Annotated in this window: 21 protein-coding genes; 15 read left to right on the top strand and 6 right to left on the bottom strand. The window is 71.5% G+C overall.

Annotated features, from left to right (window positions below):
* Positions 1-69 precede the first annotated feature (69 nt).
* The 5 genes from M2283_RS03230 to M2283_RS03210 all read left to right on the top strand — a co-directional run bounded on the left by M2283_RS03230 (position 70) and on the right by M2283_RS03210 (position 8,065).
* Positions 70-2,886: a DEAD/DEAH box helicase gene (locus tag M2283_RS03230; protein ID WP_280874385.1), complete on the top strand. Its 2,817-nt coding sequence runs from the start codon at positions 70-72 to the stop codon at positions 2,884-2,886.
* A complete protein-coding gene (locus M2283_RS03225) occupies positions 2,883-5,072 on the top strand; it encodes an SWIM zinc finger family protein (protein ID WP_280874384.1) in 2,190 nt (729 codons plus the stop codon). Before M2283_RS03230 ends, M2283_RS03225 begins: the two co-directional genes overlap by 4 nt.
* 122 nt (positions 5,073-5,194) lie before the next feature.
* Positions 5,195-6,499 carry a 4-carboxymuconolactone decarboxylase gene (pcaC, locus tag M2283_RS03220; protein WP_280874383.1) on the top strand — a complete coding sequence of 435 codons (1,305 nt, stop codon included), beginning with the start codon at positions 5,195-5,197 and terminating at the stop codon, positions 6,497-6,499.
* A 110-nt stretch (positions 6,500-6,609) separates the two neighbouring features.
* Positions 6,610-7,245, top strand: a complete 636-nt coding sequence (locus tag M2283_RS03215) for an MBL fold metallo-hydrolase (protein ID WP_280874382.1) — start codon at positions 6,610-6,612, stop codon at positions 7,243-7,245.
* 37 nt (positions 7,246-7,282) lie between these two features.
* Complete coding sequence (locus tag M2283_RS03210) at positions 7,283-8,065, top strand: exodeoxyribonuclease III (RefSeq protein ID WP_280874381.1); 783 nt, start codon at positions 7,283-7,285, stop codon at positions 8,063-8,065.
* A 45-nt stretch (positions 8,066-8,110) separates the two neighbouring features.
* On the opposite strand, the gene M2283_RS03205 is transcribed toward M2283_RS03210, so the two are convergent.
* Positions 8,111-9,898, bottom strand: a complete 1,788-nt coding sequence (locus M2283_RS03205) for a GDSL-type esterase/lipase family protein (protein ID WP_432423014.1) — start codon at positions 9,896-9,898, stop codon at positions 8,111-8,113.
* A gap of 176 nt (positions 9,899-10,074) precedes the next feature.
* Between M2283_RS03205 and M2283_RS03200 the strand changes: the two genes are divergently transcribed.
* The 5 genes from M2283_RS03200 (at position 10,075) to M2283_RS03180 (ending at position 13,800) form a co-directional block, all read left to right on the top strand.
* Entirely contained in the window at positions 10,075-10,482 is a 408-nt protein-coding gene (locus M2283_RS03200; RefSeq protein ID WP_280874380.1) for a DUF6278 family protein, read from the top strand.
* Positions 10,483-10,608: 126 nt separating this feature from the next.
* On the top strand, positions 10,609-11,352 hold the full coding sequence (locus tag M2283_RS03195; protein WP_280874379.1) for an amino acid ABC transporter ATP-binding protein: 744 nt from the start codon (positions 10,609-10,611) through the stop codon (positions 11,350-11,352).
* Between the two features lie 17 nt (positions 11,353-11,369).
* The gene (locus M2283_RS03190; protein WP_280874378.1) at positions 11,370-12,284 is read left to right on the top strand and encodes a glutamate ABC transporter substrate-binding protein; all 915 of its coding nucleotides are present in this window, start codon (positions 11,370-11,372) and stop codon (positions 12,282-12,284) included.
* Entirely contained in the window at positions 12,281-12,925 is a 645-nt protein-coding gene (locus M2283_RS03185) for an amino acid ABC transporter permease (protein ID WP_280874377.1), read from the top strand. Before M2283_RS03190 ends, M2283_RS03185 begins: the two co-directional genes overlap by 4 nt.
* On the top strand, positions 12,922-13,800 hold the full coding sequence (locus M2283_RS03180) for an amino acid ABC transporter permease (RefSeq protein WP_280874376.1): 879 nt from the start codon (positions 12,922-12,924) through the stop codon (positions 13,798-13,800). The genes M2283_RS03185 and M2283_RS03180 overlap by 4 nt, the downstream gene beginning before the upstream one ends.
* Before the next feature lie 46 nt (positions 13,801-13,846).
* Here M2283_RS03180 and M2283_RS03175 read toward each other — a convergent pair whose 3' ends face one another.
* On the bottom strand, positions 13,847-15,412 hold the full coding sequence (locus tag M2283_RS03175) for a CocE/NonD family hydrolase (protein WP_280874375.1): 1,566 nt from the start codon (positions 15,410-15,412) through the stop codon (positions 13,847-13,849).
* 116 nt (positions 15,413-15,528) lie between these two features.
* Positions 15,529-16,287, bottom strand: coding sequence for a hypothetical protein (locus M2283_RS03170; RefSeq protein WP_280874374.1), 759 nt, complete (start codon positions 16,285-16,287; stop codon positions 15,529-15,531).
* Positions 16,288-16,404: 117 nt separating this feature from the next.
* On the opposite strand from M2283_RS03170, the gene ggt reads away from it, so the two are divergent.
* Positions 16,405-18,204 carry a gamma-glutamyltransferase gene (ggt, locus tag M2283_RS03165; protein ID WP_280874373.1) on the top strand — a complete coding sequence of 600 codons (1,800 nt, stop codon included), beginning with the start codon at positions 16,405-16,407 and terminating at the stop codon, positions 18,202-18,204.
* Positions 18,205-18,207: 3 nt separating this feature from the next.
* Here the strand turns inward: ggt and M2283_RS03160 are convergent, their stop codons facing one another.
* The 3 genes from M2283_RS03160 to map form a co-directional block, all read right to left on the bottom strand.
* Positions 18,208-18,336, bottom strand: coding sequence for a hypothetical protein (locus M2283_RS03160; protein WP_280874372.1), 129 nt, complete (start codon positions 18,334-18,336; stop codon positions 18,208-18,210).
* 235 nt (positions 18,337-18,571) lie between these two features.
* Complete coding sequence (locus tag M2283_RS03155; protein ID WP_280874371.1) at positions 18,572-18,919, bottom strand: sporulation protein; 348 nt, start codon at positions 18,917-18,919, stop codon at positions 18,572-18,574.
* A 62-nt stretch (positions 18,920-18,981) separates the two neighbouring features.
* The gene (gene map / locus M2283_RS03150) at positions 18,982-19,749 is read right to left on the bottom strand and encodes a type I methionyl aminopeptidase (RefSeq protein WP_280874370.1); all 768 of its coding nucleotides are present in this window, start codon (positions 19,747-19,749) and stop codon (positions 18,982-18,984) included.
* 32 nt (positions 19,750-19,781) lie between these two features.
* Between map and M2283_RS03145 the strand changes: the two genes are divergently transcribed.
* The 4 genes from M2283_RS03145 to M2283_RS03130 all read left to right on the top strand — a co-directional run bounded on the left by M2283_RS03145 (position 19,782) and on the right by M2283_RS03130 (position 24,116).
* Positions 19,782-20,033 (top strand): helix-turn-helix domain-containing protein, encoded by a 252-nt coding sequence (locus M2283_RS03145; protein ID WP_280874369.1) that lies wholly within the window; start codon positions 19,782-19,784, stop codon positions 20,031-20,033.
* Positions 20,034-20,202: 169 nt separating this feature from the next.
* Positions 20,203-21,810 (top strand): hypothetical protein, encoded by a 1,608-nt coding sequence (locus M2283_RS03140; RefSeq protein ID WP_280874368.1) that lies wholly within the window; start codon positions 20,203-20,205, stop codon positions 21,808-21,810.
* Positions 21,811-21,990: 180 nt separating this feature from the next.
* Positions 21,991-22,833: a nitrilase-related carbon-nitrogen hydrolase gene (locus tag M2283_RS03135; protein WP_280874367.1), complete on the top strand. Its 843-nt coding sequence runs from the start codon at positions 21,991-21,993 to the stop codon at positions 22,831-22,833.
* On the top strand, positions 22,830-24,116 hold the full coding sequence (locus M2283_RS03130; RefSeq protein WP_280874366.1) for an aspartate aminotransferase family protein: 1,287 nt from the start codon (positions 22,830-22,832) through the stop codon (positions 24,114-24,116). The genes M2283_RS03135 and M2283_RS03130 overlap by 4 nt, the downstream gene beginning before the upstream one ends.
* Positions 24,117-24,123 lie beyond the last annotated feature (7 nt).

The raw sequence follows: 24,123 nt of genomic DNA, 5'->3' as shown, positions 1-24,123 counted from the left end.
GATTGTCAGAGGCCGCCCGTAGAGTCGAAGACGTCTGATCCGACACACGGGCGGGAGGTGACAGGTCGTATGAGCGAGACGGCTGCGGTGGCCGAGCGGACGGGGCAGGAGATCCCCCTCCGGCTGGCGGCCGTCTTCCTGCCCGCACCCCTGCCGCGCGACGGGCGGGTCGCCTTCTGGGACCCGGAGGGCGGAGAACTGCCCGCCGTCGGAGACACCGAACTCACGGTCGTACGACCGCACGGCGCCGGAGTACGGCGCAGGACCGCACCCGCCCTCACCCTCCCGGTCGGCGAGGCCCTGCCCCTCCTCGTCCGGGCCCGGCGCGACCCGGCCGCCCACCCGGCCACCGCCTGCTGGGGCGCGGCCACACTGCACGCGCTGCGGCTCACCGCGCGCGGCCGGCTGCTGCCCGGACTGACGGCCACCGGCCACGACGCGTGGCGGGCAGGCCCCCTGGACCAGGCCGACATCGCGCACCTCAGGGCGGTCGCCGCGGCCCTGCCGTACGAGGGCCATCCGGTCCCGCTGCCCGGCCCCGGCCCGCTCCGGCTGCCCGAGCCGGAGGCGCTGATGCGCTCCTTCCTGGACGCGGTCGCCGACACCCTGCCCCGCACCCCCGCCGCACCGCACGTCTCCGGCCGGCCCTTCGCGGACCGCCGCCCGCAGCGGCTGCCGAATGCGCAGGACTGGGCCGCCGAGGTCGCCGCCGGCATGGACGCGGGCGTGCGGGTGTCGCTCCGCCTGGACCTGTCGGCGTACGAGCTGTTCGACGGGGGCGAGCGGGTGCGCACCGCGGGTGCGGCGATCGTCCAGGTGCACAGCCTCGCCGACCCCACCCTCGTCGTCGACGCGGCGGCGCTGTGGGCGGGCGAGGCGGACGCGGCGTTCGGTCCACGCGCGCGTGTGGACGCGGCCCTCGCCGTGCGGCGCGCGGCCCGCATCTGGCCGCCCCTCGACCGGCTCGGCGAGCAGGACGTGCCGGACGTACTGGCCCTGTCGGACGAGGAGTTGGGCGACCTGCTGGGCGTGGCGGCGACGCGGCTCGCGGCGGCCGGGGTCGCGGTGCACTGGCCCCGGGACCTGGCGCAGGACCTCTCGGCGGCCGCGGTGGTCCGGTCGGCCCCCGGCTCGGCGACCGACGGCACGGGCTTCTTCGAGAGCGAGGAACTCCTCCAGTTCCGCTGGCAGTTGGCGCTGGGCGGTGACCCGCTCAGCGACGCCGAGATGGATGCGCTGGCCGAGGCCCACCGGCCGGTCGTGCGGCTGCGGGACCGCTGGGTGCTCGTCGACCCGGCCCTGGTCCGCAAGGCCCGCAAGCGCGAACTGGGCCTGCTCGACCCGGTCGACGCCCTCTCCGTCGCGCTCACCGGCAGCGCGGAGGTGGACGGCGAGACCGTCGAGGCGGTACCGGTCGGTGCCCTGGCCGCCCTGCGCGACCGCCTGACGACCGGAGTGCTCCCGGCCGAACCCCCGCCGGGACTCGACGCCCGCCTCAGGGACTACCAACTCCGGGGCCTGGCCTGGCTGGACCTCATGACCACCCTGGGCCTCGGCGGCTGCCTCGCCGACGACATGGGCCTCGGCAAGACGATCACCCTCATCGCCCTGCACCTCAAACGTGCGCACAGCGAACCGACGTTGGTGATCTGCCCGGCCTCCCTGCTGGGCAACTGGCAGCGGGAGATCACCCGTTTCGCCCCCGGCGTCCCCGTCCGCCGCTTCCACGGCCCGGACCGCTCGCTGGACGAGGTGACCGACGGCTTCGTCCTGACGACATACGGCACCATGCGGACGGCGGCAGCGCGACTGGCCGAGCAGCACTGGGGCATGGTCGTCGCGGACGAGGCCCAGCACGTCAAGAACCCCTACTCGGCAACGGCGAAGGCCCTGCGCACGATCCCCTCCCCGGCGCGCGTGGCCCTCACCGGTACACCGGTGGAGAACAACCTGTCCGAGCTGTGGGCCCTGCTCGACTGGACGACACCGGGACTCCTCGGCCCCCTGAAGTCCTTCCGCGCCCGGCACGCGCGCGCGGTGGAGAACGGCGAGGACGAGGAGGCGGTGCAGCGCCTCGCCCGCCTGGTCCGTCCCTTCCTGCTGCGCCGCAAGAAGTCCGACCCCGGCATCGTCCCCGAACTGCCGCCCAAGACGGAGACGGACCACCCGGTGCCGCTCACCCGCGAACAGGCCGCCTTGTACGAGGCGGTGGTGCGGGAGTCGATGCTGGCCATCGAGACCACCGAGGGCATCGCGCGCCGAGGCCTGGTGCTCAAGCTGTTGGGCGCGCTGAAGCAGATCTGCGACCACCCCGCGCTGTACCTGAAGGAGGAGGCGCGCGGCGACGGCCTGCTCGACCGCTCCGGCAAACTCGCCCTGCTCGACGAGCTGTTGGACACGGTGCTGGCGGAGGACGGCTCGGCGATCGTCTTCACGCAGTACGTCGGGATGGCCCGGCTGATCACCTCCCACCTGGGCGCCCGCGCGGTTCCGGTGGAACTCCTCCACGGCGGCACGCCGGTGCCCGAGCGTGAACGCATGGTGGACCGCTTCCAGGACGGCGCGACACCTGTCCTCGTCCTGTCCCTGAAGGCCGCGGGCACCGGCCTGAACCTCACCCGCGCGGGTCACGTCGTCCACTTCGACCGCTGGTGGAACCCGGCGGTGGAGGAACAGGCCACCGACCGCGCCTACCGCATCGGCCAGACCCAGCCCGTCCAGGTGCACCGCCTCATCACCGAGGGCACGGTCGAGGACCGCATCGCCGAGATGCTGGAGGCCAAGCGCGCCCTCGCCGACGCGATCCTCGGCTCCGGCGAGTCGGCCCTCACGGAACTGACCGACCGCGAGCTGTCCGACCTGGTGTCCCTGCGGAGGCCGTCATGACCCCCAGTCCGGCCGACCGGGTGCGGCGCGCGCTGCGGGAGGCACGGGAAGCCCGGGAGGGGCGGGAGGCGGTCCCGGGCGAGGAGCGTGAGGAGGCGCAGGCGCAGTCGGGACCTGGGGTGGAGCCGGAGTCGGCGTCGGAACCGGGGCTGGGGTTGGAACGAGGGTTGGAGCCGGCGTCGGGGCTGGGGTCGGAATCGGAGTTGGCGGCGGGACCGGCCATCGCCGAGCCCGCTCCGGATGCCGAGGCGGCACGGCCCGGTGATGCCGCGCGGGAGGCGCTGCGGCGCGCGATCTCTGCCCGGCGTGGTCTGGGGGAGGGCGATCCCGAACGGGCAGTTGATGCCGAGGGCGACACCCCCGCCGCTGAGTCGACCGACGCCGAACCGACCGACGCCGAACCGACAGACGTCGAGTCGACGGGCGCGAAGTCGACCGGCGTGGAGGCGGGAGCCGTACGGTCCCCGTCCCCTTCCCCGTCTTCGGATTCCCCGGACGACCTGGACGTCTCAGCCAGTGGCCAACTTTCGACACGCGCCGCAGGCACGCGCCCCGCCGATGCCGTACGCGAGGCTCTGCGGGCCGCCCGGAGCGAGGCACGACAGGCTCGGACGGATACCGGACAGGCGGGAGCCGAAGCCGCCGCTCGCCGCCACCGTCACCCCGCGCCCCCTTCCATGAACCGTCGGTCCGCCGGCGTACAGGCGCGTGACGTACGGGAGTTGCTCGCCGGGGCCTTCCGTATGCCAGATGAGGAGCCGGAGTTCGACTACGCGGAGACGGAGCACGACCACAATGACCGGACGGACAAGGCGAGTTCGGAGTCTCGGCAGGACCTAGACCTTGCTGCGTCCCCGTCCGACGCTCTCGACCCCGCCGCACCTCGCCTCCTCCACTCGATGGCCGCCCCCACCCGCGACGGCGAGCTGCGCCGCACCTTCCCGGCGCTCCCGAACCGCGCCGAGGCCGAGGCCGAAGCCGGTGCTGAAGCCGGGTCCGGCTTCGCGGAGACGTGGTGGGGCAACGCGTGGGTCACGGCGTTGGAAGAGGGTGCGCTGGACGTCAAGCGGCTGGTGCGTGGGCGGAGTTACGCCGAGCAGGGGCATGTGGACGCCATCACGGTCACGCCCGGGTTGGTCCTCGCGTACGTGCAGGGCAGCCGGCCGCGCCCGTATCGCGTGCAGGTGCGGTTGCGCACGCTGTCCGACCAGGACTGGGAGCTGTTCCTGGACGCCGCCGCCGAGCGCCCCGGGCACATCGCCGCGCTGCTGGACAAGGAGTTGCCCCACTCGCTCGCCGACTGCGGGGTGCCGTTGCTGCCCGAGGCGGGCGATCTAGAACCGCACTGCAGTTGCCCCGACCGAGGCCACCCCTGCAAGCACGCCGCCGCCCTCTGCTACCAGACGGCCCGTCTGCTCGACGCCGACCCCTTCGTACTGCTTCTGCTGCGCGGGCGCGGCGAGCGCGAGTTGCTCGACGCGCTCTCCCGGCTGAGCGCCACCCGGGCGGCCCGCGCAGCGCGGGAGCAGGAACCGCCCCCGGTGCCCGGCGTACGTGCCAGCGAAGCCATCGCCCGACGCGAATTCCCGCGCCTGCCGCATCCGTTGCCGGTGCCGGCGCATCCCGAACAGCCCCCGGTCTATCCGGCGGCTCCGGGCGGCCCGGACCCCTTCGCTCTGGACCAGTTGGCGACCGACGCGGCAGCGCGCGCCCACGCCCTGCTCAGTACGGGCCGCGATCCGGTGGCGGAGCTGACGCTGTGGCAGGACGCGGTCCGGCTCGCCGCCGCCCGTCCCGGCTCCGGCCTCACCGCGGGCACCCGCGCGCTCTACGCCTCCCTCGCCACAGCCGCGGACCGCACCCCGGCCGACCTGGCCCGCGCGGTCGCCGCCTGGCGGCAGGGCGGGCCGGAGGGACTCGCCGTCCTCGAAGAGTCGTGGGACCCGCCGGCCGGCCGCTTCGACCGCGCCCGCCCGCTCCTCCTCGCCGCCGACCTCCCCGCCTTCCGCCCCTGGCACAACCACCTCACCCACCCGCGCGGCCACGTCCAGCTCCGCCTGGGCCGCGACGGCCTCTGGTACGCCTACGAGTCCGAACCGGGCGACGACGACTGGTGGCCCCGAGGCACCCCCGACCTGGACCCGGTGGGCGCCCTGACGGGCCTGGGCTCACCGAACGACCTCTGACCGCGGCGGCGGCACCCTCCCGTGAAGGCGATGTGTGGGTTCGTCGGTGATGTTCGGTAGTGGGGTGTAAGGACTGGGGGCTCCACGGTCGGGCACCCAGGAACGCCGGTTAGCGTGGAGCGGTGAGTGAGACGAAGACCCCCGCCCTTCAGTACCGCTTCGACGGCCCGGAAGACGCCCCGGTCCTCATCCTCGGTCCCTCCCTCGGAACGACGTGGCACATGTGGGATCGCCAGGTCCCCGAGCTGGTGAAGCAGTGGCGCGTGTTCCGCTACGACCTGCCCGGACACGGCGGTGCACCCGCCTATCCGGCCGGCTCGGTGTCGGATCTCGCGGCCCGGCTGCTGGCCACCCTCGACGCGCTCGGCGTGCAGCGCTTCGGCTATGCGGGCTGCGCGTTCGCCGGTGCGGTCGGCATGGAGCTGGCGCTGCGCCACCCGGAGCGGGTCGCCTCGCTCGCGCTGCTCGCCGCCTCGCCGCGCTTCGGCACGGCCGACGAGTTCCGCCAGCGGGGGGTGATCGTGCGGACGAACGGCCTCGACCCCATCGCCCGTACGTCCCCCGACCGCTGGTTCACCACCGGGTTCGCCGCCGCGCAGCCCGCGATCACCGACTGGGCCGTACAGATGGTGCGGACCACGGACCCCGGTTGCTACATCGCCGCCTGCGAGGCGCTCGCCGCGTTCGACGTACGGTCCGAGCTGTCCCGGATCGGCGTACCGACCCTGGTCCTGGTCGGTTCGGACGACCAGGTCACCGGCCCCGCCGAGGCCCGCACGCTGGTCGCCGGCATACCGGACGCCCGGCTCGCCGTCGTCCCCGGCGCCTCCCACCTGGTCCCGGTCGAACAGCCCGCCGCGGTCACCGACCTCCTGGTCCGGCACTTCTCCACCGCCTGGCAGCCCGCCTTCGACTCGTCCACCGGCCAGATGGCCATCCCTCCGGTCCCGGTCAAGCCCGTCCTGAGCGCGCCGCCCCTGCACTCCGTGCCGATCGCCGAGATCGCCCCCGCCGTCGTACCGCCGCAGGCCCTGCCGATGGGGCGGCCCGATCCGTACGACGCCGGGATCAAGGTCCGCCGGGAGGTGCTCGGCGACGCGCATGTCGACCGGGCGCTGGCGCAGGCCGATGAGTTCTCCGGCGACTTCCAGGAGTTCATCACCAGATACGCGTGGGGCGAGATCTGGGACCGGCCCGGCCTCGACCGACGCTCCCGCAGCTGTGTCACCCTCACCGCCCTGGTCGCGGGCGGCCACCTGGACGAACTGGCCTTCCACACCCGTGCCGCCCTGCGCAACGGTCTGACCCCCGTCGAGATCAAAGAGGTGCTCCTGCAGGCGGCCGTCTACTGCGGTGTGCCCGCCGCGAACAGCGCCTTCAAGGTGGCGCAGCAGGTCATCCGGGAGGAGACGACCCCGACGGAGTGATCGGCCGCGGCCGTCGTCGTAACCGCATGCGCATCCACCGCCCCAGCCTGGCAGCGAAGGCACCAGCCTCGACCGCCCGCCCCCGCGCGCGAGGCGGCAGGATGGGCACCATGAAGCTCACGAAGAAGTCGCACGCGTGCGTACGTCTCGAAAAGGGCGGTCGGACGCTCGTCCTCGACCCCGGAGGGTTCACCGAGGAGGACGCCACCGTCGGCGCGGACGCGATCCTGGTCACGCACGAGCACCCCGACCACTTCGACGAGGGCCGGCTGCGCGCGGCCCTGGACGCCGATCCGGCCGTCGAGATCTGGACCCTCGCCTCTGTGGCGCAGCAGCTCTCGGCCGCGTTCCCGGGCCGCGTGCACACCGTCGGTCACGGCGACACCTTCACCGCCGCCGGCTTCGACGTCCAGGTGCACGGCGAGCTGCACGCGGTGATCCACCCGGACATCCCGCGCATCACCAACGTCGGGTTCCTCGTCGACGGCGGCAAGGTCTTCCACCCCGGCGACGCCCTCACCGTCCCCGACCAGCAGGTCGAGACGCTGATGCTCCCGGTGATGGCGCCCTGGAGCAAGATCTCCGAGGTCATCGATTACGTCCGTGAGGTCAAGCCGCAGCGTGCCTACGACATTCACGACGCCCTCCTCACCGACCTGGCCCGCCCGATCTACGACCACCAGATCGGCGCGCTCGGCGGCGCGGAGCATCTTCGGCTCGCGCCGGGAGCCTCCGCGGAGGTCTGAGACCGGGTTGTCAGACCCGCCCGGTAGGTTGTGAGGCATGCGTATCGCGACCTGGAACGTGAACTCGATCACCGCCCGCCTGCCGAGGCTGCTGGCCTGGCTGGAGAGCAGCGGCACGGACGTGCTGTGCCTCCAGGAGGCCAAGCTGGCCGAGGCGCGGTTCCCGTTCGACCAGCTGCGCGAGCTGGGCTACGAGGCGGCGGTCAACGCGACCGGCCGGTGGAACGGCGTGGCGGTGCTGTCCCGGGTGGGCCTGGAGGACGTCGTCAAGGGCCTGCCCGGCGGCCCCGAGTACGACGGCGCCGAGGAGCCCCGCGCGGTCTCGGCGACCTGCGGCGGGGTCCGCGTCTGGTCGGTGTACGTGCCGAACGGACGCGAGGTGGACCACCCCCACTACGCCTACAAGCTCCAGTGGTTCGAGGCCCTGAAGGCGGCCGTCGCGGGCGACGCCACCGGCAGCCGCCCCTTCGCGATCCTGGGTGACTACAACGTGGCGCCGACGGACGACGACGTCTACGACGTGGCCGCCTTCGAGGGCCTCACCCACGTCACCGCGCCCGAGCGCGCCGCCCTCGCCACCCTGCGCGAGGTGGGCCTGTCGGACGTCGTACCGAGGCCCCTCAAGTACGACCACCCGTACACGTACTGGGACTACCGCCAGCTCGCCTTCCCCAAGAACCGGGGCATGCGCATCGACCTGGTGTACGGCAACGAGCCGTTCGCCAAGGCGGTCACCGACTCCTACGTGGACCGCGAGGAGCGCAAGGGCAAGGGCGCCTCGGACCACGCGCCCGTGGTGGTCGACCTGGACGTGCCGTAGCGGCCACGGCGGCGACCGGCGCCCTAGCCTGACCCTCTCGGGCCGCTAGAGGAGCGTCAGGTCCACCGCCCCCGCCAGCGCGGCCAGTCCCGCCTCGCCCGGATGCAGATGGTCCCCGCCGTCGTACGCGGGCAGCAGGCGCGCCGGTTGGCCGGGGTCGCGCAGTGCCGCGTCGAAGTCGAGGACACCGTCGAACACGTCGGCGTCCCGGATCCAGGCGTTGACGGCGGCCCGCTGGGTGTCGACGGCGGCCGTGCACCGCGCCTCGCCCGCGCAGGGCAGGATCGTGGCCACCAGCATCCGCAGCCCCCGCTCGTGACCACGCTCCGCGATCTCCCGCAGCCCCGCGACCACCTGCGCGGCCGTCGCCTGCCAGCGCACGTCGTTCACGCCCTCGAAGACGATCGCCGTCCGTACCGAGGTCTGGGCGAGGACGTCCCGGTCGAGCCGGTTGAGGGCATTGACCCCGGTCGCGTCGGTCGAGATCCCGTCGCCGTGATAGATCTCGGCGACCACGCGGTTGCCGGAGATCCCCTGGTTCAGCACCCCGTACCGCGGCACCGCGCTCTGCGCCAGCAGCCTGGTGGCCAGCGCGTTGGGCCACCGCCGGTTGGAGTCCGTCGTGGACCCGGCGCCGTCGGTGATCGAGTCCCCGAGCAGCACCACGGACCCGGGCCCACCGCTCACGTCCACACCGGTCAGCAGCGGCCAGGTGGTCAGGGTCGTGGTGTACGCCGTCGAGGCACCGTCCGCCGTGTGGTCGCCCGGCTCGCTCAGGTACGACCGCTGCTTGGCGAGCCGGTGCTCGGCCACTGCCGCCACCGTGTCCGGCAGATGAAAGCTCACCAGCAGATTGGCGTCGGCGGGCACCTCGAAGCCGAGCGGATCGGTGAACACCTCGGCCCCCGCCGGGATTTCGACGCCCGCCGCGCCCCCGAAGGACAACGCGACCGGCACGTCCCGCGTGGTCGCCCCCGCCGCCTGCAGCGCCACCGTCGCGCTCCCGATCCGTACCGGCGCCGCCGCGAAGGTGTTGTCGAACCGCAGACGCACCCGCGGCCCGCCCACCGAGGCGTGCACCACGAGCCGCAGCGTCCGGTCGGTCCACGGCCCCACCGCCGGATATCCGGAGGTCGAGGCCGTCCAACTCCCCGTCCAGCCCGTCGACTTGGCCCGCACGGACAGCGCGAACATATGCAGGCCGGCCGCGCTCGGCAGCCGCACCGAGACGACCTCGCGCCCCGGCGCGATCGGGACGGTGACGACGTACAGCCGTGCCTGCGTGGTGAGTTGACCGGCGGGGCCGTTGATGTGGGGGAGGGCGACGGCCTTGGTGGCGAGGGGGCCGGTGCGCCAGTCGGGGGCGGTCAGCCGGTACGTCGATGTGCTGCCGTCGGCGTAGGAGACCGTGCCCGAGCCGGTCGCCGCGGCGCCGCCCGTGGCCGTGGCGAGGAAGGCGAGCGCGTCGCCGGTGCCGGTCACGAGGACGGACTGGCCGGCGGCGCGTACGTTGTCCGGCTCGCCCGGCCGGCGGTCGGGCCAGGTCAGTTCGGCGCCCTGCACGGTGAGCGTGCGGCCGCGTGTCCAGCCCGCGGCCGTGAGGTCCCGCGCCGACAGCGAGGCGCCCGAGCCGTCGAAGTCGGCCGTGCCCGGGAGGGCGTCGTCGCTGACGGCCGTGTTGTCGAAGAGCTGCTCCAGCGGGAGCGGCTCCACGGCGCGCGCGGTCTCCGGGCGCGCCGTGGCCTGCGCACCCGCGGGCCCGGCCACCGTGACCAGACCGAGCAGTACGACCCCGATCGCGGTGATTTCTCGTCCCAAGGACCGTCGTCGCACGTCCGGTCTCCTTTCGCACAGTGAGCACTGACGTGCAGACGGTAAGGGGAGGTCACAGCGATGCACGGGAGACACTCACGGGCCGGGCGCCGCTCGGTCGCACGCCCTCCTTCTTGCCGAATCCATGGCCCGCGCGCCTGTGGTGCGCGGGCGGTACCCGGTGCGAGGCTGAACGTATGAACATCCCTTTCCTGGGCAAGCGTCGCGAGATCCCGCCGGTGCATGACGCGGAGGGCATCGCCGGACTCCTCTCCGAGTGCGAACTGCTCCGCTCACAGGCGTCCCAGGAGGGCGTCCGGCTCGACGACACGGTGGCCTCGCTGGAGGCGCTGGACCAACTCCTGCCGCGCTGGCGGGACGACGCGGAGACGCTGCCGTGGCTCGGCAACGACGCCGGCCTCTATCTGGGCACCGTCATCGTGCGCACCGTGGACGGCGCCGCCTGGGAGATCCGGGAGGACGGCCAGCCCGTCGTCCGGCTCGCCTCCGGGCGCGAGTTCGACGTCGTCGAGTCCGGCCACGACTGGGCGGACTGCGGAGTTCCCGAACTCTCCCAGTTGTACGCGGAGGTCTCCGAGGTGTGAACCTTTGACCCGTAGTTCGACGTAAATACGGCTAATGCCCGAAAAGTGCGTGTCGTGCGTTAACTCCTCTCCGGTGTGGATAGTTTGCGGCAACCACGACACAGCTGAGAGTGAGTAGGGCTGCGAATGGCCGTCGATCCGTTGATCGAACTGCGTGACGTCAACAAGTACTACGGGGAGCTGCATGTCCTGCAGGACATCAACCTCACCGTCGGCAAGGGGGAGGTGGTCGTGGTCATCGGCCCTTCGGGGTCGGGGAAGTCGACACTGTGCAGGACGGTCAACCGCCTCGAGACCATCCAGTCCGGCACCATCCTGCTGGACGGACGGCCGCTGCCCGAGGAGGGCAAGGCGCTCGCCAAGCTCCGCGCGGACGTCGGCATGGTCTTCCAGTCCTTCAACCTCTTCGCCCACAAGACGGTGCTGCAGAACGTCTCGCTGGCCCAGACGAAGGTGCGCCGCCGCAAGCGCGACGACGCCGACAAGCGCTCCCTCGAACTGCTCGACCGTGTCGGCCTCGCCTCCCAGGCGCCCAAGTACCCGGCGCAGCTCTCCGGCGGCCAGCAGCAGCGCGTGGCCATCGCGCGTGCCCTCGCCATGGAGCCCAAGGCGCTCCTGTTCGACGAGCCCACCTCCGCCCTCGACCCCGAGATGATCAACGAAGTGCTGGAGGTCATGCGGCAGTTGGCCCGTGACGGCATGACGATGGTCGTCGTCACCCACGAGATGGGCTTCGCCCGATCCGCCGCCCACCGCGTCGTGTTCATGGCCGACGGCCGTGTCGTGGAGGACCGCACCCCCGAGGAGTTCTTCACCAACCCGCGCAGCGACCGCGCGAAGGACTTCCTGTCAAAGATCCTCAAGCACTGAGCGGGGGAGCGCGATCCATGTTCCGTACCACACGTGTGCGCACGGCCCTGGCCGTGTCCGTGGCGCTGCTCGCGGCGGCCTGCGGCAAGGACGGCAGTCCGCCCAGCAAGGGCCCCGCGGCCGACCGACTCCCCAACTACCGGGTGGCACAAGGCTTTCAGCTGACCTCGTCCAAGACCTGGAAGCGGGCGAAGAAGCGCGGCCACTTCGTCGTCGGCGCCAAGGAGGACCAGCCCTACCTGGGCGAGAAGGACCCGGCGACCGGCACCTACTCCGGCTTCGACATCGAGATCGCCAAGATGATGTCGGCCTCCCTCGGCTTCACCCCGAAGTCGGTCCGCTTCAAGACCATCGCCTCCGCCAACCGCGAAACCTCCCTGCAGAACGGCCAGATCGACTACTACGTCGGCACCTACACCATCAACGACAACCGCAAGAAGCTCGTCGGCTTCGCCGGCCCCTACTACCTGGCCGGACAGTCCCTCCTGGTCCGCACCGACGAGAACGACATCCACGGCCCCCAGGACCTCGAGGGCAAGCGCGTCTGCTCGGCGGCCGGCTCGACGCCGTACCAGCGCATCAAGGACGACTACTCGAAGGCCGAACTCGTCGCCTACGACACCTACTCGGTCTGCGTCGACAACCTGCTGACCTACCAGGTCGACGCGGTCACCACCGACGACGCCATCCTCATCGGCTACGCGGCGAAGGTCCCCGACGAACTCAAGGTCGTCGGCAGGCCGTTCTCGAAGGAGCCGTACGGCATCGGCGTCCCGCACTCCGACAACGCCCTGCGCTTCGCCCTCGACGACGCCCTCCAGGCCCGTGAGAAGAACGGCGACTGGAAGAAGGCGTACGCGGCCACGCTCGGCCTGTCCGGCGTCCCCGCGCCGACCCCGCCCGCGATCGACCGCTACCGGGCCGGCTCATGAACGTACTCACAGACAACTTCTCCACCTACGGCGAGGGCTTCCTCGGCACGGTCGAACTCACCGTGTACTCCTCGGTGTTGGCCCTGGTGCTCGGCTTCGTCATGGCGTCCTTCCGGGTCGCGCCCGTCGGGTCCATCCGGGTCTTCGGCACGGCGTGGGTGACCGTCCTGCGCAACACCCCGCTCACCCTGCTGTTCTTCGCGGTGCTGCTCGGCCTGCCGCGCTTCGGACTCGTGCTGCCCTTCCAGGTGTTCGCGATCCTCGCCCTGGGCTGCTACACCTCGGCGTTCATCTGCGAGGCGCTGCGCTCCGGCATCAACACCGTGCCCACGGGGCAGGGCGAGGCGGCCCGCAGTCTCGGCATGACCTTCGGGCAGACGCTCGGTCTGGTCGTGCTGCCGCAGGCGTTCCGCTCGGTGATCCCGCCGGTCGGCTCCACGCTCATCGCGCTGGCCAAGAACTCCGCGATCGCGGGCGCGTTCAGCGTCACCGAACTGCTCGGCACGTACAAGACGCTCAGCGAGCTCGGCTACAACATCGTCTGGACCTTCGTCTGGATCGCCGTCGGCTACCTGATCATCACCCTCGCCATCAGCGCCCTGTTCAACGTGCTGGAGCGGAAGTGGGGTATCGCCCGATGACCGAAGCCTCCGCCCTCTACGACATCCCGGGCCCCAGGACCAGGCAACGGCACTTCGCCTACGGTGTCCTGTCCACCGTCGTGATCCTCGGCCTGCTGGGCTGGATCCTCCATCTCCTGTTCGACACCGGCCAGTTCACGTACACGAAGTGGATGCCCTTCGAGTACAAGGGCATCCAGGAACTCCTGCTGCGGGGCCTGGGCAACACGCTGAAGGCCTTCGCGATCGCGGGTGCCCTCTCGCTGGCGCTCGGCGGACTGCTCGCGGCGGGGCGGCTGTCGGACCACCGTCCGGTGCGCTGGCTGGCCACCGTGCTCGTCGAGTTCTTCCGTGCCATGCCCGTACTGGTCATGATCTTCTTCGTCTTCGTGGCGCTGAAGGTGCAGCCGCTGCCCGCGCTGGTCGCCGGGCTCACCCTCTACAACGGCTCGGTGCTCGCCGAGGTCTTCCGCTCGGGCATCGGCAGCGTCGAACGCGGCCAGCGGGAGGCCGCGTTCGCGCTCGGGATGCGCAAGTCCCAGGTCATGGCACACGTGTTGGTGCCACAGGCGGTGCGGGCGATGCTGCCCGCCATCATCAGCCAACTGGTGGTGGCCCTGAAGGACACCTCCCTCGGATACCTCATCACCTACGAGGAGTTCCTGCATGCCGGCAAGCTGATCGCCTCGAACCTGGACTACGATTTGCCGTTCATCCCCGTGGTGCTGGTGATCTCGCCGATCTACATCGGGATGTGCATGCTGCTCTCCTGGTTCGCAGGATGGGTGTCCCGGCGGGAGCAGCGCAGTCCCAAGACCGAGGCCGTGGACGTCGCCGCGGCCGCACCCGGGACGCTGCTGCCGGGTGGGGATCCCCCCACGGCCCCTGGACCGTAAGGGGGCAGCAGTCACAGAGCCATACCCGCCCGGCGGCGGCCGGAGATCACTGCTCGCGCAGCGGAATCGACACGTACGACGGGTCGTTCGCAGGCGAGGAGAAGGTCAGCCGCGCGCCGGACGGGTTGTGCTCGATGTAGAGCGGGTCGACCGTGTCGACGACCAGGGCCAGCCGGTGCCCTGCCGGAACGTCGTAGGCCGTGGAGTACAGCTCCAGGTCGACGCCGAACGGCTTGCCGGGTGCCTGCCCGTGGAAGGTGAACGGCGCGTTGCTGACCAGCTTGCCGAGGCCGAGCGGCCCCACGTCGTACAGATAGGCGACGAGGGTGCCGCTCTCCTCGGTCGGAGTGACCGTGGTGTGCAACTTCGTGGTGCCGCGCACGTGTTGGGCGCTGGCGTACTTCTCCGACCGCCACACGGCGGCCCAGCGGCGGGGGAGCAGGGGGATCGAGGCGACCGGGGGCAGTTGGGCCACCTGGTCGAGGATGCTGGACAGGAAGACGACTCCGCCGTCCGCTCCCGAGTCGACGTTGGTGTGGATCGTGGTCGTGCCGCCGAGGGCGATCTTCCGCTCCGTCGCGGCGACCGACTTCCAGTCCGGGTAGCCCTCGTAGCCGCCGGTGGAACGGGACTTGAGCTGGACCGGCTGCTCGCGGTCGATGCCGTTGTCCGTGCCCTTGAGGTAGTGGTCGAGCCAGCGCCCGGTGTCGGTCCACACGTCGTTGGGCAGGCCGAGCAGCCCGGGCAACTCGGCCGTGGCGTGGTCGCCGGGGCGGAACTCCAGCCGCTTCGGGCCGGTCAGCTTCTCGTAGAAGTCCGCGTACGAGTTGGGCGGGAAGATCGTGTCGCCCCACGCGTTGGCCATCATGACCGCAGCGCCGTTCTTGTTGAGTTGATCCACATATGTGTCGGCCGAACGTTTCTTCCCCCAGTTGATGATGTCCTGTTCCCGGGACAGGTCGGAGGCGTAGAAGTCGTCGAAGATGGACCGGATCTCGGGGCTCTGGCGGCCGGTGACCAGGCTCGCGCCGTCCAGCAGGGCGGCGGCCTGGACGTGCTGGGTGCGGCCGGAGTAGATCGAGCCGATCAGGTCGGCCCAGCCGCTGAGGGCGGCAACCGCCTTGACGCGCTTGTCCTTTGCGGCGGCGAGGAGGCTGATGCCCGCGCCGTAGGAGACGCCCGCCATACCGATGTGCTGTGCGTCGGACGGGGTGTTGGCCAGCGCCCAGTCGATGACCTTGGACGCGTCGGCCGTGTCGGAGGGGCCCGCCACGTCGATCTCGCCGCCCGACTGCCAGAAGCCGCGGACGTTGTAACTGACCACGACATAGCCGGAGTTGGCGAGCTTCTGGGCCTGCGCGAGGTACTCGACCTGGGGCAGACCCCAGCTGGTGGGCAGCACGACCAGCGGGTAGCGGTGCGTGCCGTCGGCGCCGGCGGGCGTGATGACGTTCGCCTTGAGGACGGTGCCGCCGTCGCCGCCGATGTCTACGAAACGAACGGCGTCCGCCGCCTGGGCGGTCGGGGCGAGTCCGAGGGCGCTACCGGCGACCAGAGTCGCGGAGACGGCGCCCACGGCGGTCGTACGCAGGGCCTTGCGAGGGAGTCCCACGGGCCACTCCTCACTCGTGTAAGTGGAAAGTGACCCGACGGTAACCTCGGCGGCTTACCGCAAGTAACCCGTCGGTAAGTTACGTGCGAGTAACGATTGTTGAATTGTGTGCGAACTCAGGAGGCGCGGTGGGAGTTGGGGGGAGGGGCGGGCGTCGGCAGCGGTGCCTGGGCCGCGCGCGTCACGTCGGCCACCAGCTCCACGACGTCCGGGCCGTACGCCTGCGAGTTGACCACCTTCAGCAGGAGAACGAACGTGTTGTTGCCGTGCTTGCGGGCCAGTCGCTCGTGGTTGCGGGCGAGGTAGCGCGTCGCGGCCTGGTTGGTGATCGCGCGCTGGCCGCAGAACAGGAACACGGGCCGGGACACGCCGGGTTGGCCGGCCGTGAGGCGGGCCAGCAGGACGAATTCGGTCAGGCCCTGCTCCATGCGGTGGCGCTCGCTGCCGATCTGGAACGCCAGCCGGTCCGGGCCCGGATCCGGGTCGGTGTTCACCCGCACCCCGGGCAGCATCGCGTGCATGTGCGCGGCCATGCGCCGGTTCGACCCCGGGCCGCCGACGCAGAACTCCGTCCGCTCCCCGAAGCCCTGCCGGGCCATGTCCTGGGTGATCACCTCGGCGTGCGCCCCGCAGTCCTTGATCAGCGCGGCCAGCTCCAGCAGGGCGAACACGTCGTAGCGGTGCACCGCCAGATCCGGGCTGCCGGCGTCCCGGTTCACGACGAGCAGCGACTCGGAGTTGTCGGGCAGCCCGAAGAACGCCTGCTTGCGGCGGAGCTTCCGCTTCCACAGGTAGGTGCGGGCCAGCCAGCCGAGCGCGGCACTGATGCCGGCCGCGAGCACGCCCAGGACGATGTTGCGCACGTCGTCATTCATGGGCGCGCATGCTAGCGGGCCCAGGCAAACCCGTGTTCGAGCCAGGTGGCCGCGCGCTCCTGACGTGGTCATGGTGATGGCATAGGCTGCGCGAACGGCCTTTTACTGGAGGTGCGGATGCGTCGCCCTGTCGCACGGAAACTGTCGGTCCTGGCGGTCTCGGCCGCCGTGGTGTCGGTGGGGGCGGCAGCGCCGCCGGCCGCCCAGCACACCACCGCTCGGAAGGTCCCGGTCGCCGTCGGCTACGGCGGCGCGGTCTCCAGCGTCGACGCCGACGCCTCGGCCGCCGGCATCGAGGTCCTGAAGAAGGGCGGCAACGCGGTCGACGCCGCCGTTGCCACGGCCGCCGCCCTCGGCGTCACCGAGCCCTACTCCTCCGGCGTCGGCGGAGGCGGCTACTTCGTCTACTACGACGCCAAGTCCCGTACCGTGCGCACGATCGACGGCCGTGAGACCGCGCCGCTGACCGCCGACTCCAACCTCTTCGTGGAGAACGGCAAGCCGCTCGCCTTCGCCGACGCCGTCAGCAGCGGCCTCGGCGTCGGCACGCCGGGCACGCCCGCCACCTGGCAGACGGCGCTCGACAAGTGGGGCAGCAAGAGACTCGGCACGGTGCTCAAGCCCGCCGAGCGCATCGCCCGCGACGGCTTCACCGTCGACGACACGTTCCGCTCGCAGACCGCGGCCAACGAGACCCGGTTCCGCTACTTCCCGGACACAGCGAAGCTCTTCCTGCCGGGCGGACAGCTCCCGGTCGTCGGCTCCACCTTCAAGAACCCCGAACTCGCCCGCACCTACGACGAGTTGGGCAAGAAGGGCGTCGGTGCGATCTACCGCGGCGACCTCGGCAAGGACATCGTCGACACGGTCAACAACCCGCCGGTGGACCCGAGTTCCGGCTGGAACGCCCGGGCCGGCAAGCTCTCCGCCAAGGACCTCGCCGCCTATCGCGCCAAGCTCCAGGCGCCCACGGAGACCTCGTACCGCGGTCTCGACGTCTACTCCATCGCGCCCTCCTCCTCCGGCGGCACGACCGTCGGTGAGGCGCTCAACATCCTGGAGAAGACGGACCTTTCGAAGGCGAGCGAGGTCCAGTACCTGCACCACTTCATCGAGGCCAGCCGGATCGCGTTCGCGGACCGCGGGCGCTGGGTCGGCGACCCCGCCTTCGAGGACGTACCCACGAAGGAACTGCTCTCGCAGAAGTACGCCGTCTCGCGGGCGTGCCTGGTCAAGGACGACGCGGTGCTCACCAGCCCGCTGGCGCCCGGCGATCCGCGTCACCCGGCGGCCTGCGCGGCCGGTGGCACGGCGGCGCCGACGACGTACGAGGGCGAGAACACCACGCACCTCACGGTGGCCGACAAGTGGGGGAACGTCGTCTCCTACACGCTCACCATCGAGCAGACCGGCGGCAGTGCGATCACGGTCCCAGGCCGCGGGTTCCTGCTCAACAACGAGCTGACGGACTTCTCCTTCACCCCGGCCAACCCGGCCGTGCACGACCCGAACCTGCCAGGGCCGGGCAAGCGGCCGCGGTCGTCGATCTCGCCGACGATCGTGCTCGACAAGTACGGCAAGCCCGTCGTCGCGCTGGGCTCGCCCGGTGGCGCGACCATCATCACCACCGTGCTGCAGACGCTGACCGAGTTCGTCGACCGCGGGCTGCCGCTCGTCGACGCCATCGCCGCGCCCCGTGCCAGCCAGCGCAACGCGGCCAAGACGGAACTCGAACCCGGCCTCTACAACGGCGACTTGAGGACGAAGTTGGAGGCCATCGGCCACTCCTTCTCGCTCAACCCCGAGATCGGGGCGGCGACGGGCGTGCAGCGGCTGCCGAACGGGAAGTGGCTGGCCGCCGCGGAGACGGTACGGCGGGGAGGCGGCTCGGCGATGGTGGTGTCTCCGGCACCGTAGCTCTCACTCCTCGGGGGCGGTCGGCTCCTTCGTGTCTTCCGTACGGGCCGGGTGGTCCGTACGGAAGGCGAGCCGCCCGTCCTCGACGTCCACCGCCACCCGGTCGCCCTCGGTGAGGCGGCCGTCGAGCACCTTGCGTATCCGCGGCCGCCAGTCGACGTGGCCGACCTCGTGGTGGGCCGCGGGAAAGCGGCGGGCGGGGAGTTTGTCCTCCCAACGGCGCTCGTGGGGATCGGCACGCCGGACATGGACCAGGGCGCCGACGGCGCGTCCAGGACGCTGTCGACCAGGGGAGGGGCGGACACGTGCAGCAGATCGGTGTCGATGTCGGTGCCCTCAAGGCTGCCGTCGAGGTGGAGCGTGCTCTTCACCGAGAGCACGACTCCCAGCGCCCGGCCGCCGAGCTCGCCGACCGGGTCTCCCACGACAGCCGCTGGGCGAAAGCGAGCCGTTGTTCCTCGCCCTTGCGGAGGGTGAAGTAGCTGGGCTCGGCGGAGCAGGCATCGGTCTCGTCGCCCTGTTCCTCGCCGTCGTACCCCGTGGACCGGACCAGGACGCGGAGGTACACGTAGGAGACCTCCAGGTCGCGTCCGCCGCCCCTGAGGACGACCCCGCCCCGCAACTCCCCGCCGGGCGCCCCACCCCCCAGGATCTGCGTGTCCATCTCGATCGCCTCGTCCGGATCCCCGATCCCGAACAGCCGCTTGAACCCCACGTGCGCCCTCCCCGAGCCCGCGATGATCAGAGGTGCGGGCTAGCAGCGGGCTCCGGTCCTGGTCAGCGGGCTGTCAGGATGCGTGGGCCGCTGTCCGTGATCGCCACCGTGTGCTCCACGTGGGCCGCGCGCGAGCCGTCGTTCGTGCGCAGGGTCCAGCCGTCGGGCGCCGCGTGGTAGTCGTCCCGGCCGCCGGCGATCAGCATTGGCTCGATGGCGATGGCCATGCCGTGGCGCAGGGGGAAGCCGCGGCCGGGGCGGCCCTCGTTCGGGACCCCCGGGTCCTCGTGCATACGTCGGCCGATGCCGTGGCCGCCGAAGCCCTCCGGGATGCCGTAGCCGCCGGCCCGGCAGATCGTGCCGATGGCGTGGGCGATGTCCCCGATGCGGTTGCCGACCACGGCCGCCTCGATCGCCGCCGCGAGGGCCCGCTCGGCGGTCTCGATCATGCGTACGTCGGCCGGGCGCGGTTCGCCCACGATGAAGCTGAGCGCGGAGTCGCCCACCCAGCCGCCCAGTTCGGCACCGAAGTCGGCGGAGACCAGGTCGCCGTCGCGCAACCGGTAGCCGGTCGGGATGCCGTGCACGATCGCGTCGTTCACCGAGACGCAGAGGACGGCCGGGAACGGGGTCGGCGCGAAGGAGGGGCGGTAGCCGAGGAACGGTGACTCTGCCCCGGCCGCGCGCAGCGCCCCGTGCGCCACCTCGTCCAGCTCCAGCAGGGAAACGCCCACGTCAGCGGCGTTTTGTACGGCCGTCAGGGCCTGTCCGACGACCTGTCCCGCTGCGTACATGGCGTCGATCGATGTGTCTGTCTTCAGTTCCACCATGCCAATTACTATACCGGTATTAGAATGACGGCATGGTACGCACCCCTCTCACCACCGAAGAGCGTGAACGCGGCGAGCGATTCGGCCGGCTGCTCCGCGAGGCCCGCGGCGGTCGCAGCATGACGGACGTGGCCGCGAGCGCGGGCATCTCCGCCGAGACCCTCCGGAAGATCGAGACCGGACGGGCCCCGACGCCGGCCTTCTTCACGGTCGTCGCGCTGGCCCGCGCCCTCGGTCTGTCGATGGACGAACTGGCCACACGCTGCGAGTTGGTGATCGCCTGACGCCCATCGGCCGTCGGCGGGGCGCGTGTTGGTCGCGCGCCGGTCGCACATTGGTCAAGATCCCGCAATGAGCTGGCTGCGCGCCCGCTGAAAACCTAACGTAGCAACCCCGTAACACGGCTGGTGTTGCCTACGAACCGGAGTGCTCCGGTCTGGCGGGAGTTGAGCGATGGCTGTGGATCAACTCCCGGGTCGGGTGCGGGAGTTCGCGAACTACCTGAACGGCCTGCTGGCGCGTCTTGACCAGGCCGGCGGTTGGTGCGCGGTGTTCTGGCAGCGCGATCCCGACGGCATGCAGGCCTGCCTCGACGGGCGTGAGATGCCGCCCTGGGACGTGATCGAGGCGCTCCTCCAGGATGTGGCCGCGGCATACGGCCCCGGCGCCGCCGCCCAGCAGCGGGAACAGGCCCGCGCCCTGCATACGGCCGCGCTCCTCGTCTACGACGCCCGGCCCGGCGCCCGGGACGCCCTCGGCGACCGACTCGACGTCATGCTCCGCGAACAGCGCTACGCGGCCGAACGCCAGGCTGAACTGGGCCGGTTGCTCGCCTCCGCCGCCACCCGCGAGGAGGCCGACGCCCTCCGCCTCGACCTCGCCTGGGCCCACGACGACCACGAACGAGCGACCGCCCGCTGCGCCGAACTCCGTTCCCGCATGGCCGAGTCGGACCGACGCTCGGGTGACGGCCGGGCGGAGGCGATCCACCGGGGGCAGCCCGGGGAGGGGTCGGTGCGCTGGGTCGACGACGCCTCCGCCGGGGGCGAGGGACGGGGTGCCCGCGAGTCCGGATTCCCCCAGCAGCGGGGCCCGTACGAGCCCGCATGGGAGGAATCCGCCCAGGAGCAGCCCGCCCAAGGCCGGCCCGCCCACGACTGGCCCGCTCGGGACGAGTCCTCCCGGGATCAGTCCACCCACGATTGGCCCGCCGAGGGCGAGTCCGCGCAGGACTGGCCCGCCCAGGAGCAGCCCGCCTTCGAAGAGCCGTTCTCCGATGAGCCGGCCCCCGCCGACCCGCCTCCCGCCGAACCCGCGCCCGCCCCCCAGAAGCAGCGCAAGCGGCGCCGGGGCAGTGCCCGCTTCGCCGGGATGGCCGACGAGGAGGTCGCACCCGTCGTCGTACCGCCGACCGCCCAGCCGAACCCGCAGGCGCCGGTCGCGGCCACTCGCAAGACCCCGCGTGGCGCCCGGTTCGCCGGGGCCGGTGCGGGGAACGAGAAGGCGCAGCCGCAGGCCGAGCCGTTGGACGACGGGGCTCCGCGGGAGGTCGTCGGGGTGGTTGAGCGGCTGGTGCGGCTGCGTGCCGAGGGCCGCAGCGGCGAGGCGCACGCACTGCTCGTCGAGGCCGCCTACTGGCCCGCGGCCCGGTTCCCGGTGCTCGCCGCCGAACTGCACCGCGCCGGGCTCGCCCACGACTGGGCGACCCTGCTCTGGGAGGCCGCGTCCCTGCCCGCCGACCAGCTGGTCGCGGCGGCCGACGCCCTGGTCGCGGCCGGACGCGACACCGACGGGGAGCAGATGCTGCGGCAGGGCGTGGCACGGCCCGCCGCCGAGGTGGGACAGGCCGTCCTGGAGCTCGTGGCGGAGGGGCGCCGGCGCGAGGTGCGCGCCCTGCTGGACGCGTACGTCCGCGTCCGCACCCCCGAGGAGGCGGCCCGCAGCGCCGAGCCCGACCCGCAGGCCCTCGCTCCGCTCCTGCTCGAAGCTGCGCAAGGCGTGTCCGAGGAGCGACACTGGGACCTGGTGCACGCCCTCCGGGTCGCCGGTTTCGCCGCCTGACCCATCCCCCACCACCCCGCTGACCGGCCGCGCGGCTCACCCACCGGAGTGTGAAACGTGATCGACTCCGCGGGTTAACGACGATGGTCTTGGCAAGGCTCTCCCGGAGGCTTACGTTCATCCCTCTACGGCCTGTTCTACGGGCGTAGAGAGACGGACGTCCCGTCGAAGGAGCAGCTCATGGCCAACGTCGTACGTGCCGCTCTGGTCCAGGCCACCTGGACCGGCGACACCGAGTCCATGGTGGCGAAACACGAGGAGCACGCCCGCGAGGCGGCTCGCCAGGGCGCGAAGATCATCGGGTTCCAGGAGGTCTTCAACGCCCCCTACTTCTGCCAGGTGCAGGAGCCCGAGCACTACCGCTGGGCCGAGCCGGTGCCCGACGGGCCGACCGTCGTTCGTATGCAGGCGCTGGCGCGCGAGACCGGCATGGTGATCGTGGTGCCGGTCTTCGAGGTCGAGCAGTCCGGCTTCTACTACAACACCGCCGCCGTGATCGACGCCGACGGCACCTTCCTCGGCAAGTACCGCAAGCACCACATCCCGCAGGTCAAGGGCTTCTGGGAGAAGTACTACTTCAAGCCGGGCAACGCCGGCTGGCCCGTCTTCGACACCGCCGTCGGCAGGGTGGGTGTCTACATCTGCTACGACCGGCACTTCCCGGAGGGCTGGCGGCAACTCGGTCTCAACGGCGCCCAGTTGGTGTACAACCCGTCGGCCACCTCGCGCGGTCTGTCCGCCCATCTGTGGCAACTGGAGCAGCCCGCGGCGGCCGTCGCCAACGAGTACTTCGTCGCCGCGATCAACCGTGTGGGACAGGAGGAGTACGGGGACAACGACTTCTACGGGACGTCGTACTTCGTCGACCCGCGCGGACAGTTCGTCGGCGAGACCGCCGGCGACAAGGGCGAGGAACTCCTCGTCCGTGACCTGGACTTCGACCTGATCGACGAAGTGCGCCAGCAGTGGGCGTTCTACCGGGACCGCCGACCCGACGCGTACGAGGGGCTGGTGCAGCCGTGACCAAGGACCTGCTGGGACGTCACCGCGCGGTGCTTCCCGACTGGCTCGCCCTCTACTACGAGGACCCGCTGGAGATCACCCACGGCGAGGGCCGGCACGTCTGGGACGCCGAGGGCAACAAGTACCTCGACTTCTTCGGCGGCATCCTCACCACGATGACCGCGCACGCCCTGCCCGAGGTCACGAAGGCGGTCAGCGAGCAGGCCGGCCGGATCATCCACTCGTCGACCCTGTACCTGAACCGGCCGATGGTCGAACTCGCCGAGCGCGTCGCCCAGTTGAGCGGCATCCCGGACGCCCGCGTCTTCTTCACCACCTCCGGCACCGAGGCCAACGACACCGCCCTGATGCTCGCCACCACTTACCGGCGCAGCAACACGATCCTGGCGATGCGCAACAGCTACCACGGCCGCTCCTTCAGCTCGGTCGGCATCACCGGCAACCGCGGCTGGTCACCTACCTCGCTGTCCCCACTGCAGACTCTGTACGTGCACGGCGGCGTCCGCACCCGCGGCCCGTTCGCCGCCCTCAGCGACGACGAGTTCGTCGCGGTCTGCGTCGACGACCTCAAGGACCTGCTCGGCCACACCCGCCCGCCCGCGGCCCTGATCGCCGAGCCCATCCAGGGCGTCGGCGGCTTCACCTCGCCGCCCGACGGCCTGTACGCCGCCTTCCGCGAGGTGCTGCACGAGCGAGGCATCCTGTGGATCGCCGACGAGGTGCAGACCGGCTGGGGCCGCACCGGCGACCACTTCTGGGGCTGGCAGGCACACGGCCGCAGCGGCCCGCCGGACATCCTCACCTTCGCCAAGGGCATCGGCAACGGCATGTCCATCGGCGGTGTCGTCGCCCGCGGCGAGATCATGAACTGCCTCGACTCCAACAGCATTTCGACGTTCGGCGGCACCCAGATCACCATGGCCGCGGGCCTCGCCAACCTCACCTACCTGCTGGAGCACGACCTCCAGGGCAACGCCCGGCGCGTCGGCGGCCTGCTCATCGAGCGGCTGCGGGCCGTCGCCGCTCAACTGCCGTACGTCCGTGAGGTGCGCGGACGCGGGCTGATGATCGGCATCGAAGTCGTCAAGCCGGGCACCGACCAGGCCGATCCGGACGCCGCGTCCGCCGTACTCGAAGCCGCCCGCGCGGGCGGACTGCTCATCGGCAAGGGCGGCGGCCACAACACCAGCGCCCTGCGCGTCGCGCCACCCCTGTCCCTCACGGTCGCGGAGGCCGAGGAGGGTGCCGCCATCCTCGAAAACGCTCTGAGGAGCCTGGGCTAGCCGCGAA

It is taken from the genome of Streptomyces pseudovenezuelae, assembly GCF_029892565.1.
Lineage (GTDB): Bacteria > Actinomycetota > Actinomycetes > Streptomycetales > Streptomycetaceae > Streptomyces > Streptomyces pseudovenezuelae_A.
Note: the sequence above shows the minus strand (reverse complement) of the source record. Positions and strands in the feature narration are given on the sequence as shown.

What these genes read in the sequence shown, in the direction of transcription:
- M2283_RS03215 (WP_280874382.1), top strand. Translation starts at nt 6,610, where the DNA reads ATGAAGCTCACGAAGAAGTCGCACGCGTGCGTACGTCTCGAAAAGGGC.
- M2283_RS03140 (WP_280874368.1), top strand. Translation starts at nt 20,203, where the DNA reads ATGGCTGTGGATCAACTCCCGGGTCGGGTGCGGGAGTTCGCGAACTAC.
- M2283_RS03145 (WP_280874369.1), top strand. Translation starts at nt 19,782, where the DNA reads ATGGTACGCACCCCTCTCACCACCGAAGAGCGTGAACGCGGCGAGCGA.
- M2283_RS03200 (WP_280874380.1), top strand. Translation starts at nt 10,075, where the DNA reads ATGAACATCCCTTTCCTGGGCAAGCGTCGCGAGATCCCGCCGGTGCAT.
- M2283_RS03210 (WP_280874381.1), top strand. Translation starts at nt 7,283, where the DNA reads ATGCGTATCGCGACCTGGAACGTGAACTCGATCACCGCCCGCCTGCCG.
- ggt (WP_280874373.1), top strand. Translation starts at nt 16,405, where the DNA reads ATGCGTCGCCCTGTCGCACGGAAACTGTCGGTCCTGGCGGTCTCGGCC.
- M2283_RS03185 (WP_280874377.1), top strand. Translation starts at nt 12,281, where the DNA reads ATGAACGTACTCACAGACAACTTCTCCACCTACGGCGAGGGCTTCCTC.
- M2283_RS03230 (WP_280874385.1), top strand. Translation starts at nt 70, where the DNA reads ATGAGCGAGACGGCTGCGGTGGCCGAGCGGACGGGGCAGGAGATCCCC.
- M2283_RS03225 (WP_280874384.1), top strand. Translation starts at nt 2,883, where the DNA reads ATGACCCCCAGTCCGGCCGACCGGGTGCGGCGCGCGCTGCGGGAGGCA.
- map (WP_280874370.1), bottom strand. Translation starts at nt 19,749, where the DNA reads ATGGTGGAACTGAAGACAGACACATCGATCGACGCCATGTACGCAGCG.
- M2283_RS03190 (WP_280874378.1), top strand. Translation starts at nt 11,370, where the DNA reads ATGTTCCGTACCACACGTGTGCGCACGGCCCTGGCCGTGTCCGTGGCG.
- M2283_RS03135 (WP_280874367.1), top strand. Translation starts at nt 21,991, where the DNA reads ATGGCCAACGTCGTACGTGCCGCTCTGGTCCAGGCCACCTGGACCGGC.
- M2283_RS03195 (WP_280874379.1), top strand. Translation starts at nt 10,609, where the DNA reads ATGGCCGTCGATCCGTTGATCGAACTGCGTGACGTCAACAAGTACTAC.
- M2283_RS03170 (WP_280874374.1), bottom strand. Translation starts at nt 16,287, where the DNA reads ATGAATGACGACGTGCGCAACATCGTCCTGGGCGTGCTCGCGGCCGGC.
- M2283_RS03180 (WP_280874376.1), top strand. Translation starts at nt 12,922, where the DNA reads ATGACCGAAGCCTCCGCCCTCTACGACATCCCGGGCCCCAGGACCAGG.